This window comes from Pseudoalteromonas sp. SG41-2 (genome assembly GCF_014164535.1).
In the GTDB taxonomy this organism is placed as follows: Bacteria; Pseudomonadota; Gammaproteobacteria; order Enterobacterales; family Alteromonadaceae; genus Pseudoalteromonas; species Pseudoalteromonas rhizosphaerae.
This window is the reverse complement of record NZ_JACJFK010000005.1, coordinates 143,031-155,039: the sequence shown is the minus strand read 5'-3', so window position 1 is coordinate 155,039 and position 12,009 is coordinate 143,031. Positions and strand designations below refer to the sequence as shown.

11 protein-coding genes are annotated in these 12,009 nt (G+C 38.1%); 1 reads left to right on the top strand and 10 read right to left on the bottom strand.

What is annotated here, in order from left to right; all coding sequences use genetic code 11:
* Nucleotide 1: 1 nt before the first annotated feature.
* From mshL to H5186_RS05775, 5 genes are read right to left on the bottom strand one after another with little or no spacing between them, the layout of a single operon-like run.
* Nucleotides 2–1,669, bottom strand: a complete 1,668-nt coding sequence (gene mshL / locus H5186_RS05795) for a pilus (MSHA type) biogenesis protein MshL (protein WP_182717713.1) — start codon at nucleotides 1,667–1,669, stop codon at nucleotides 2–4.
* Complete coding sequence (locus tag H5186_RS05790; RefSeq protein ID WP_182717712.1) at nucleotides 1,653–1,973, bottom strand: agglutinin biogenesis protein MshK; 321 nt, start codon at nucleotides 1,971–1,973, stop codon at nucleotides 1,653–1,655. The genes mshL and H5186_RS05790 overlap by 17 nt, the downstream gene beginning before the upstream one ends.
* Entirely contained in the window at nucleotides 1,951–2,631 is a 681-nt protein-coding gene (gene gspM / locus H5186_RS05785) for a type II secretion system protein GspM (protein ID WP_182717711.1), read from the bottom strand. Before gspM ends, H5186_RS05790 begins: the two co-directional genes overlap by 23 nt.
* Nucleotides 2,621–3,226 carry a PilN domain-containing protein gene (locus H5186_RS05780; protein WP_182717710.1) on the bottom strand — a complete coding sequence of 202 codons (606 nt, stop codon included), beginning with the start codon at nucleotides 3,224–3,226 and terminating at the stop codon, nucleotides 2,621–2,623. Before H5186_RS05780 ends, gspM begins: the two co-directional genes overlap by 11 nt.
* On the bottom strand, nucleotides 3,216–4,157 hold the full coding sequence (locus H5186_RS05775) for an MSHA biogenesis protein MshI (RefSeq protein WP_182740304.1): 942 nt from the start codon (nucleotides 4,155–4,157) through the stop codon (nucleotides 3,216–3,218). Before H5186_RS05775 ends, H5186_RS05780 begins: the two co-directional genes overlap by 11 nt.
* An 87-nt stretch (nucleotides 4,158–4,244) precedes the next feature.
* Between H5186_RS05775 and H5186_RS05770 the strand changes: the two genes are divergently transcribed.
* Complete coding sequence (locus tag H5186_RS05770) at nucleotides 4,245–5,156, top strand: 1-aminocyclopropane-1-carboxylate deaminase/D-cysteine desulfhydrase (protein WP_182794232.1); 912 nt, start codon at nucleotides 4,245–4,247, stop codon at nucleotides 5,154–5,156.
* Here H5186_RS05770 and H5186_RS05765 read toward each other — a convergent pair.
* The 5 genes from H5186_RS05765 to ssb form a co-directional block, all read right to left on the bottom strand.
* The gene (locus tag H5186_RS05765; RefSeq protein ID WP_182740302.1) at nucleotides 5,153–6,808 is read right to left on the bottom strand and encodes an EAL domain-containing protein; all 1,656 of its coding nucleotides are present in this window, start codon (nucleotides 6,806–6,808) and stop codon (nucleotides 5,153–5,155) included. The genes H5186_RS05770 and H5186_RS05765 overlap by 4 nt on opposite strands.
* A 572-nt stretch (nucleotides 6,809–7,380) precedes the next feature.
* Nucleotides 7,381–8,829 carry a S41 family peptidase gene (locus H5186_RS05760; RefSeq protein ID WP_182794231.1) on the bottom strand — a complete coding sequence of 483 codons (1,449 nt, stop codon included), beginning with the start codon at nucleotides 8,827–8,829 and terminating at the stop codon, nucleotides 7,381–7,383.
* A gap of 88 nt (nucleotides 8,830–8,917) precedes the next feature.
* On the bottom strand, nucleotides 8,918–10,177 hold the full coding sequence (locus H5186_RS05755) for an ATP-binding protein (protein ID WP_182740300.1): 1,260 nt from the start codon (nucleotides 10,175–10,177) through the stop codon (nucleotides 8,918–8,920).
* Nucleotides 10,168–10,863 (bottom strand): response regulator transcription factor, encoded by a 696-nt coding sequence (locus tag H5186_RS05750; RefSeq protein ID WP_182740299.1) that lies wholly within the window; start codon nucleotides 10,861–10,863, stop codon nucleotides 10,168–10,170. Before H5186_RS05750 ends, H5186_RS05755 begins: the two co-directional genes overlap by 10 nt.
* 419 nt (nucleotides 10,864–11,282) lie before the next feature.
* Nucleotides 11,283–11,996: a single-stranded DNA-binding protein gene (ssb, locus tag H5186_RS05745; protein WP_182760701.1), complete on the bottom strand. Its 714-nt coding sequence runs from the start codon at nucleotides 11,994–11,996 to the stop codon at nucleotides 11,283–11,285.
* Nucleotides 11,997–12,009 lie beyond the last annotated feature (13 nt).

Below are 12,009 nucleotides of genomic sequence, written 5' to 3'. Positions count from 1 at the left end.
GCTAGTTCTCATACCAAGTATTAAGTAGTTGGCGGCTGCGTGTTTGCTGTTTTTTCCACGTATCTGGCATTACAACTGTTGGCTTTAGCAATATAACGAGCTCTTTCTTTTCTTGGCGTTTACTAATACTTTTAAATAAATTACCAAATAAGGGGATATCACCTAATACCGGTGTTTTAGACTCTTCATCGGTGGTTATCGTTTGCATTAAGCCACCAATCACAACAATTTCACCGCTTTGCGCACGAATTACCGTGTCTGATTCCCTAATGTTGCTTTGTGCTAACGGTAAAATAAACTCATCATTATTAAGGGTAATGACCTTTTGTTGCTCTTCAGTTTGAGTGACGGAGGGGTGAACATGTAAGATCACTGAGCCGTATTTGTCTATTTGTGGGGTTACATCGAGGGCAATCCCTGAAAAGAAAGGAGTTAGGTCAATTTCTGGGGTTGTTGTGGTGGCATTCCCTGTTACAGTGGTACTTGAAACATTCGTAACAAAATACTCATCTTGACCTACTTTAATGACCGCTTTTTGGTTATTAGTCGCAGTCACTCGGGGGTTTGAAAGCATCTGTACATCGCCCTGAGTTTCTAATAAGCTAATCACCCCAGTAAAGTCTGCGTTATTAATAACTAAGTTTGATACACCACCTAGAGCGGCCGTAATACTATTACTAATTTGCCCTGCTGCAGTGGTCGCGAACGACAGACTTGTACTGCCAATTGAACCCGCAATTTCGTTCCAATTAACACCTTGCTGGTATTCATCTTTAAGCGTGACTTCGACTATTTTGGCTTCTAAAATCACTTGTCGCTGTAAGTTTTCTTGGGTTTGCCGCAAAAAGTCCTTTAGCTGCATTATTTCACTCGGTAATGCATTAACCGTTACTAAGCTGGCTTGTGGGCTGGCGATAACATAGCGCCCATCACCGGTGCCAATCAAGGATTTTAAAGCCAGCTCTAGATCTTTCCAAAAGTCATTACTGTTAGTGGTTTGAATACGCGAACCGTTAAGTTCAATATTTTGATTATTACCAAACTCACTATCTTGTTGATTATTATTGTTATAGTTATTCGAACTATTGCTTTGATTAGAATTATTATTATCAGCCATTTGGCTCACACCACCAGCAACAACACTTACCGTAGACTGACCACTACGTTTCATCATTAAATAGTTAACAGGTATTGTTTCAGTGCGCATTTTTGCAGGTAGCACCTGTACAACTCGTCCTTCGTGAACAATATCAAGCGGGTACATACGTTTAATTACATTTATTACCTCATCAAAGGTAACATTTTTTAATGTGAGACTAATGGTGCCAGCTACCTCTGGGTGTATAGCAACGCTATATGGCGTATCGTCAGTTAAACCAGCAAAGAAAGCGCGCACTTCTACTTCATTTGCAGCCACTTCAAAACGCTTAACTGCCAACTCTGTATTAAGGCTTTGCTCGCTATCAAATGACGATAATAAGCTTTGCGTAACTTCATCGGGCACTGTCAACGGAGCTACTGTAGTTTGCTGCTCAGGCTGAGCTGTGAGCTCTTGCTCAATATGGGGCTTTATTTCTTTACCTGGAGCAAAACTATGGCAACCACCAAGGTAGATAGGTAACAGCAATAAAATAGTCAGCTGACTAGGTAATTTAATTTTTAATTTCATAATCATATAAATCTAATTTTATTTGCTTATTGTCATTCGCTAACACAACTTGCTTAGAGCTTATGGTTAGCACTTTATAGTCATTTATTTGATCGCCTACGGTATAAATCTGTCCTGAAATAATCGCTTTATAGCGGCCTGACCTTTTAATTATTGATTGCAGCTTGAGGCTACTTTGCTGATTTTTAACTACGCTAGTAGCGAGCAAATTTTGTGGCTTAGTTGGATCGGCCAACTGCTGCGCAACCACGTCTGCTGAGCAAACAAATAACCCAAGCACACTAAAGAGCAATAAATTTTTCATTCGCGCTCACCGTTGCTATATGTATGATTAATTGCGCCCGAGGGTAATCCTCTACTTGATAGTCAAAACGCTGGATTAAGAGTTTTTCTTTACTTTGTTTTAGCGATGCTAAATATTGTTGCAAGTTAAAATACTGTCCCTGTAATGTGAGCACCATTTGATGTTCAAAAAACAGTGTTTTAGCTTCGTTTGCACCAACCTTAGTAACATCGACAGCTTTAGGCTCTAACACTTTAAAACTAACAACCTTAACCTCGGTACTTTCTTTTAATAGCTGCTGCAACATATTAGGAACCCGTTCAGCGCTGACAAAGCCTTTGCTAAATTGGCTCAATTTTTCATCAGCAATAGTCAATTCACTCTTTGCCCGTTCTATTTGAGAGCGTAATTCTTTTGTGTAATCATTACTTAGAGCTTGCTCTAACATCGCTAATTGTGTTCTATTTTGAGTTATTTTTTGTTGTGCTTGAGTGTTAGCTTGGTGCTGTTTATTTGCTTGAATTTGCGTCGGCTCGACAATAAATAGATAGCCTAAATATAAAATAATAAATAACCCAGCAAATAAAATAGCCAATTTTTCTCTTATTTGCAGTGCAGCAAAACGCGCTTGATACTTCACCCAAATAGGCCAACTACGAGAGGATTTTTCAGTTTTCATGGCTGTCCTCCTTAGCTGCAACCTCTGTAGCTACATTAAATTCACTTAAGCCGTTTTTATCTTCAAACTCTAAAACCGAAAACTCTTTACCTGCAAAGTATCTTGATTGTTTTAAACTACTCAACCAAATAGGTAACTGAGCCGATTGACTTGCTTGCCCTTTTAAAGTCACTGTTTGCTCAGAAAACGTTACTTGGGTTAACCAAATACTTGCCACATGGTAACGCGCTAAATCAAGCATCACTTGGCTATAGTCCATACTCGATAAAGTTTGTGCAGCCTCCAAGTAACCAAACACTTGTTGTTTGTGGGCAATTTCTTGTTCCATCTTTTTTAACTGCTTAACAAACTGATCTTTATTTTGTTTCTCATCTAATTTAGCTTTCACAGCTTGTAACTGGGTGCTCATTTCATTTAATGTTAATTCAGTTTGTTGCGCCTCTATTTGGTTAAAGTGAACTGATAACGCAAACCCACCCCAACTTATGGCAATAACAAATAACGCTATGCCCCACAGAGCTAATAAACTTTGCAATGGCATTAAGTCACGACGAGGACGTAGTGATTTTTGGTAAAAATTAATTCTATTCTTCATTGCGCGGCTCTTTACTTTCAGCCATAGATATAGCTGCAGCTAGGGCATAGAAGTACTGACTATCTAAACCCTCTGATAAGGCAAGGTTAGGTTGAAAATCAACAACCTTAACTTGTAATAGCTCTGCAAGCTCAGCTCTGAGTGTTAAAGAAGATAAATCGTCGCATTGCAGCTGAATACTGCGTATAGGGGGCTGCTTAAGCTGACTTTCAAAAAAATCCATCGACCGTTGTACCTCTAAACCTAAAGCGTCAATGAACGCACTATTTTGATCTTTTTCTGTAATGCCTACAAAGCCATTTAGCCGCCTTGCCAATACAAGCTTACCGTCACAAATAATCAATATTCTCGGCTCATGTTCAACATGCTGCACCACCAACATATGCGCATCTTTATCTTTACCAAATAAAGTGAGTAATACCATTTCTTCTGACGTCATTGAGCGTAAAATTGCGTTGGTATCTGCAAAGCTATTAATGAACGGCTGAATCTGTGTTTTATCAGTAATAAACACATTCATTTTATTCGCTTGCATTGGTAATGAGATGGGATAATCAATAAAGTCTGCGATGATATTCTCTGGCGCAACGTTGACAAGGTCTTTCGTAGTCCATGGTAACGACTGCACAATTTCGTCATCTGTCAGGTTAGGTTTTTCCATTTGCACAATTTGATAATAGTGGTGAGGTATCACTAAATTAATCGCACAACGCAGCTTACTAACTTCATTTGTACAAGTTACAATTGCTTTTGTATAATCCCGAGGTTCTGTCACTACAACACTGTGGGTTTTATCGATTTGCCAGTGCCCCTGCAAGCGTTTTAAGCTTACAGCATTCACTGTTTTTGCATATGTAGCTATCCCTATTACACAATTCGAATCTAACCCTTGTTGCAACCAAGGAAATAATGAAAAAATCTTCTTTTTCATATAGCTACTTATGTTGGCTATTGATTTTTTAAGTATCGTATATTTTTACTAGCCCGCAAGTTTTCACATAAGAAAAAAGGAACTTGAATGCATAACTCTTTCACTATTGATGAAAATAGCCCGATACAACAAATAGATAGTACCAAGTTAAAAAAAAGAAATATTTCATTATGCATTAAACGTGATGATCTGCTACACCCGCTCATTAGCGGTAATAAATGGCGAAAACTCAAGTACAACTTAATTGAGATGCAAGCACAAAATAAACAGGAGTTAGTAACGTTTGGTGGCGCTTTTTCAAATCATATCCATGCCTGTGCTGCCGCAGGAAAGCATTTTAACTTAACAACCCATGGTATTATTCGCGGCCCTGAACTTGATCAACACAACCCCACCTTACAATTTGCTAAGCAATGCGGTATGCAGCTTCACCCTATAACACGTATAGAATACCGAGAGCGTAACACTCCAGATTACCTAGCTCAGTTACAAGCACGTTTCCCCAATGCATATATATTACCGGAAGGTGGCACTAATAAAGCCGCCTTGCTAGGTTGTAGAGAACTCGCCCAGTCATTACCTCTCGCTGATTATGTTTTATGCCCAACAGGTAGTGGCGGCACCCTAGCAGGACTGATTGAAGGCTGCGATAAGACTACTCAGGTTTTAGGGGTTGCGGTATTAAAGCAAGCTGATTATCTAGTGGATGAAATCAAATCTCTTAGTGCAATTGCTACGCAGCAGCAAAACTGGCAATTACTCACAGAGTTTCATGATGGTGGCTATGGTAAATTTAGTCCTAAACTTTGGCAGTTTTGCCAAATGATGCAAACCCAACATCAATTACCACTTGAGCCGATTTATTCAGGAAAAATGATGTACGCTTTATGGCAATTAATCGCACAAGGCTACTTTCCAGCAGGTAGCAGGATCGTTGCGATTCATACCGGCGGTCTGCAAGGCTTAGATGGACTGCGTTACCGCCAGTTAATAGATTAATTAACCATTACATTAGTAAACTCTTGCAAAGGCTCCGTAAAATAAAATCCTTGCGCGCCAATGACGCCCTGTTTTTTAAGCATATTGAGCTCTTGCTGCGTCTCAACACCAACACCGTATACGGGTAAGTTCACTCGCTCTGCACTGGCTACAATTTGGCGCACCACTTTTTGCTGCGTTACATTTTTATCAATGTCGTGGATTAAATCATAGCTAAGCTTGAGTCCTTTAATCCCTTTGTAAGGCGCTAATAAAGCGATTTTATCGTGCGATGAAACATTATCAATTGATACTGAGCTCCCCACTGATTTAATTGTACTAAAAGCAAAATTCAATCGCTGTTGATGTTGATAAAAATCCACCTCCGATATCTCAAACTGTAGTTTATCAGCGCCTTTTACATTTTTCATCCTTTGGCCAAACCAGCGCCAATAGTCATCAGAAAACCAATTAAATGCGTGTAAGTTAATACTCACGGTTAACGCACTTGTTTCACTTTCTAATAACTTAACAACTTGATCCAATACTGTTTTATCCAATAAAACAATCGCTGAATCATTTTTTAGTTGAGGAATAAATTGCTTAGCAGAAAGCATCCCTAAAGACTTATGACGAACCCGGATCAAAGCTTCATGCTGTAAAATATCACCACTGGCGAACTCAAATAACGGCTGAAAAAACAACATAAATTTCTTTTTGCCAATGTAATCAGCTAAGTTCTCATCGCTATTTGCCAGCACCGTTGAACGCGTATGGTTAAACGGTACCCGATGAGTATGCTGCCATGGGCTTTGTTTTGCTAATGCGAGTGCTGATTTAGTTAGCTGATAAACCACAGTTTGATCGGCACCATCGCGGTAATTACATACGCCTATTTTAATTTCTTTGCGAGATAAGTCACCGCGATAAAGCAAAGAAGCCTGATAAATAATTTGATGCAAGCGCTTAGTGTAAGCATCGATATCAGGTTGAGGTATATTCTCCAAGGTAATTGCCAGCCCACCTGAAGATAACAACTTAACTGATACCCGAGATAACTCTTTAAAGCCTTTGCTCACAATAAGTTTAAAGTGGCTTTCTAAATCAACGTTATCTGGAAATGGCTGTGTCCAATAAAGTAAAGCAAAAAGGTGGTTATGATTATTTTGGATACCGTACATTGCGGTAATTGCAACATCGTCAGCGGAACTTAATTTTCGCTTGGCTGTCAGTACTTTTGTACTATTAATAGCAATATCATTTAGTGCTAATTTAACCACATCTTTAGGCGCTTGTTGGCTGCTTGATACTTTACCACCAGTTAATAATGCAATTGAATCTACACCATCGCGCTGTTTAAATAGCAGTCGCCACCAGCGATAACTCCAAATAGCAGCGCCAATCATCACTAGGTTTAATAAAATAAATAGTGGGCTTTCAACAACCCAAAAAGGCAAATGATAAAGCTTTAAACTAACCGTTTTATATTTAAAGATATCACTCTTTTGGGCCATAAAAGCAGAATAATGAAACGAATCACTGCCTGATTCAAGCATAAAACCATGACTTTCAGCAAGTGCGGCAATGATCTCTTTATCTGCAATTGGTTGCAATTTTAAGTTGTAGATCTGTTTAGCTAATTGGCTCCCAGTGATGTGTACTTTTTGATGCAATATCTCCCCTAAAAAAAGATTAAATACTGTTAGTAAAAGCATAAAAGCAATTACATAAAGACTGAACATCCGCACTTGAGCATTTTTAAATTGAGTCACCATGGCTATTACGCTATTTGTATCAATAGCTAAAGTGTTGTTCAAGATCCTTATAAACACAAGGCTGAGAGCGGTGTTTAAATGTTAACGAACATTATGATGAATAAAACCATCGCATTTTTAGCTACCTAAGTCAGAATAAATATTTATAATTTTTAGCGCATCACAATTGCCTCCTAAAAATAACAAAACACTTATGATGTTTCACTTGTTTGTAATTTTTATCTATTTAGTCAACAGTTATCTAAGACAGCAAATATGGTAATGACTTCGAAAGGTTTATTACAATCACTCTGAAGCCATCAATTTTATTGATATTCGTTTAACTCCCCAGTATTACACGTAAAAGCTAAAGGTTCATCATCAACCGAAAAACTCTTAAAACGAGATTTACTAAATAAATACAAGCTATTATCTAACATAAAAGCCATTATACAGACAGACCTCAAATAAAGACGAGTTCCATATTATGTTTAGTCTTCAGTTAGCAGCGTAATTATTTTTTCTATCGTAAGATCCTTTTTCTCGCCTCTTGCGGATTTATCATAGGGGTCAACCTCAATATCAACAGGCACACCGAGCACTTCAGCATTTAGTCCCTCACAATTTTTATAGTATTCATTACTAAGTTCATAGACCCAACCATTAGGTAACATACGAGGGAAGGTATCTGATGTGGCCCCTGCAGTGGGTTCTCCAACCAAAGTAACCTTAGGAAGCGTTGACATAGCAAGTGCAAAACTCTCGCCTGCACTGAAAGTACCATTTGATGTCAGTAAATAGATATCATTTTGATAGTATGGTCTGCTATCAGGTTCTGCATAAACAGTAATTAGTTCATGAAGGCTACCAGCATAAAAAGTACTAATATCCCAAACTAAGGTATTACCAGATATAAACCTTTTGATTAACTCCAAGGCTTGAATATCATAGCCGCCTTCATTATCACGAATATCAATTATCAATTTTTGCGTACCATCCAATGCAATAAAAACCTCATCGAGCAAGTTATTAAATGCTTCGTTCGCATAGCTGATATCTTGGCGCTCTAGGTTATCGGTTTCAATAAAATTTACAAAGTGAGGCAGTGACAGATATCCAACTTGAATACCTTCAACATCAATGATCCCCCAGTTTGGGCTAAATGAGTTCAGTGTATTACGTGCAATAAACGCTGGCTGAGTTGCTTTATTTAGGTACTGCGTAATATTTTCTCTAACAAGTACAGTTTGCTCGATAATATAATTCTCAGCAGCTTCGCCTTTCAACTCTAAATCATGCGCTTCTTGTTCCAGTCGTTTTGCAAGTGTTAACTTAGCTTCAAAGCGGATTGGCTCTTCGTCTAAGTTATAATACAAGCGAGTATGACCATCACTCAAAATTTCTAATATTTCACTAATTATATTAATTAACTGCTCTTCGTCATTTCCATGTAACTTAGGAGCGTACACTTCATAGATATGCTCCCAATCAATGTTACGCTCCTTAAAAAAGGCGTAGTGATTTTGCATATCTAGCCAAAACAACTGAAAAATAACTTCGGCATCAAATTCATAGCTGTTACCGGCGATTGTATCTAGTATGCCGTCAGTGCAAACATCTTCAATGTTTTGTATAGATCTATATGAAGCAGGACCACTATCATACGGTCGTTCATAAATAAGTTGGTCTTTATACTTTTGGCTAAAAGAATCAAAAAGTGGCAAGGGGTCTAAAGTAATTATTGGATAACAGAAAGCTCCTGTTACCTGCCAAGTAACAACGGAATCACCGCTGATCTGTTTTATTTCACCATAAATATCCGAATACCAAAGCTCATTTCGCTGCTCTTTGATAATGTCACTTTGATCACTATCAGAGTTACATCCAAGTAAGCTGATACAAAATATGGTGACGACTAATTTAGCAATACATTTGATCATTACAACTTCCTATAAATTGAAATAAGAAGTTATTCTAATATTCAAAGCACTCTCGGTTTGTCACTTTAATGTCAGAGTTTCGTAATGCCTATTCGACAAAACAACTAGACAAATCAATAGTCAAACAAGCGCCACCAAACTGGCTTTTACTTATTTTTACATTCGCATCATGGCTAGACAAAATTTCTTTTACGATTGCAAGCCCTAGACCCACACCATGGCGCTTACCTGTCCTACTTTCATCAACGGTATAAAAGGGTTGAAAAACTAACTCTCGTTTGCCCTTGGCAATTCCTATTCCATCATCCTCAACTGTCAACAGCAAACGTCTACCTTGCCTAAGTAGTGACACATGAATCTGCTCTACAGCGTACTTATCCGCGTTAACAACTAAATTATGTATAACTCTTTTGATACCAGCGTTATCTACTCGCGCAAATATAGATTGTTGGACATCCAAAATAATAGGATGGTTACAGTACTTTTCTATAGACTTCGCATAGTTTTGAAGTGAATTGCTCAAATTAATTTCAGTAAAATTCAAAGATGAAGAAAACTGCTCTACTTTACTATATTCTAATATTTCATGGACTAAAGTATCCAGTTCGTCACATTCCTCAAATAACTCGTAAATAAGCTTTTCATTATTTGAGGACTTATCTAACAGCTCAAGCTTCAGTTGCAATCGAAAAATAGGGGTTTTTAGTTCGTGAGAAATTGCTCTTATCATATGCCTTTGCTGAGCAAACAAGCGCTCCAACTTCTCTGCCATGTGGTTGAAAGTTTCATTTACACGTCCAATAGCGAAAAGTCCAGTATCAGCACGCCCCGATAATTGGCCCTTTGCAATTAGTTTGCTTGCAAGCTCTAATCTAAAAAGTCTGTATTGCAGCCAAAGTGTATGCAATAAAAAAAGAAATAATATTAAACCCAAAGGCAGCCCATATTGAATAAAAAACAGAATGGTCTCGACATTATCTTTCACTCTAAATGCTGAAAATTGAATTAACTCATTCCCCTGTATTTTTGCTGTAACAGCTTGCAAATTCCCATCATGAACATTTTCTACAAGTATAGTTTGCGTCTGTTCTGAAGCTGGGGTACTAATAGTTTTAACAGTTAGGTTGCTTTGCTCCGAGATTCGCTTTAGCAAAGCAAGCCATTGTTCATTGCTCAGTGCTGGGCGAGCTGCATCTAAAGCATAAATGTAGGCTCTATAGTCTAATTCCACATCTTGCTTCAATTCAGTAGAAAAATAATCCGTAGCAAGTGAAGTTAAAAGGGGATTAATCGTTAAAAATATCAAAATGAAAATTAAGCTCTTTACCCCAAAGCGTATTAACAACATTCGGTTTCCTTGCTATTGACAATAATGTACCCCTTCCCCCTAACTGTAATGAGGTGGCGATAAGGTATATTATCCCCAATGACTTTGCGTATTTTCATTATTTTATTGTCAATTGTGCGATCTAATCCATCAAATTCCCTGCCATATAATTGCCGAGAAATATCATCGCGACTAATTATAGAATCTACATGTGAAGCTAAAAAATAGAAGAGATCAAATTCACTATCCGACATCTCAAGTTTGATATCGGATTGGCTTACAACTCTGGTGAGCAAATTAAATTTAAACGGCCCAACATTGAGTATATGATCCAATTTTCTTTTACTCTCAACTCCTTGAGCTAATCTGAGCAACTTGCGAAATCTAGCCAATATAATTCGAGGATTAACCGGCTTTTGAATAAAGTCATCAGCCCCCATTTCCAGTAAGGTGATCTCATCGATGTCGTCATTACTAGCCGTTAAGATAATCACTTTACCAAAATACTTATTCTGTAAAGCACGACACACCTCAAAGCCATCCACTTCGGGAAGCATCAAATCTAATAGGACAAAATCAGGTTGATGTAACAGCACATACTCTAAGCCACTAGAACCGCTATATATCGTGTTAACCAAAAAGCCATGCTTTTCAAAAAAACTCTTAAGCAATGCTGCAAGTTCTAGATTGTCTTCAATAATAGTCAATGACTTAGAAATAAATGTATTCCTTTACTTAATGCCTACGATGGTATTCATCTTTTGTTTTAGACACAATTTTACGCTTTCTTTAATATTGCCTTGAGATTCATCATGAGGCAAATTTTGATTTAATATTCTAAAAGCACAATTTAGTCTGCAAACTATTATTAAACTATCAGTTATATTATTAAATTAAATGATTTTCAGGTTAAGCTGGAGATTTAAAAAATGTTTAATCCCCCTGCTTATTCTTGTTTGCGTAATAACAAAAAAAACCTTTAAACTTAATATTTAAAGAGGCTTTCATTAATAATTACCACATTATTTCATAAGTACTAATAAAATTATAAATACTTATGAAATTGAAAAAGCCACTAAACAGTGGCTTCAAAGGATTTTTTAAACATTTTTACTTTTGTCTTTGGTTAGAAAGGGATATCGTCATCAAAATCGATAGGTGGTTCCATTGGATTTGATGCGCCGCCTTGCGGAGCACTTTGTGGCTTAGGTGCAAAACCACCTTGCGCTTGTCCACCACCTTGTGGAGCATAGCCGCCGCCACCTTGGTATTGATTACTTTGCTGTGGTGCTGCAGCTGGTTGCTGACGAGCTGCTGGCGCTTGTTGTGGCGCTGGTGCATACCCGCCGCTTTGCTGTGCTGCACTTTGCTGCTGAGCATACCCACCACCTTGTTGTGGTGCGCTCTGTTGTTGGCCGTAACCACCTTGAGATTGACCACCGTGGCTTTGCTGTTGGCCACCTTGGTAACCGCCACTTTGTTGGTCGCCACCACGGGCACCTAACATTTGCATTTGACCAGTGAAACCATCCACTACGATTTCAGTGGTGAATTTCTCTTGGCCTTGTTGGTCAGTCCATTTACGGGTTTGAAGTTTGCCTTCAACGTAAATTTGTGAACCTTTACGGCAATATTCACCAACAATTTCAGCTAACTTGCCAAAAAACACAACACGGTGCCATTCTGTTTTATCAACCATTTGACCGGTGTTTTTGTCTTTATAGCTATCTGACGTAGCTAGAGTAATATTCGCTACACCATTGCCGTTAGGCATATAACGTACTTCTGGATCTTGACCTAAATTACCAACCAAGATTACTTTGTTCACACCGCGTGCCATGGACCTTTCTCCT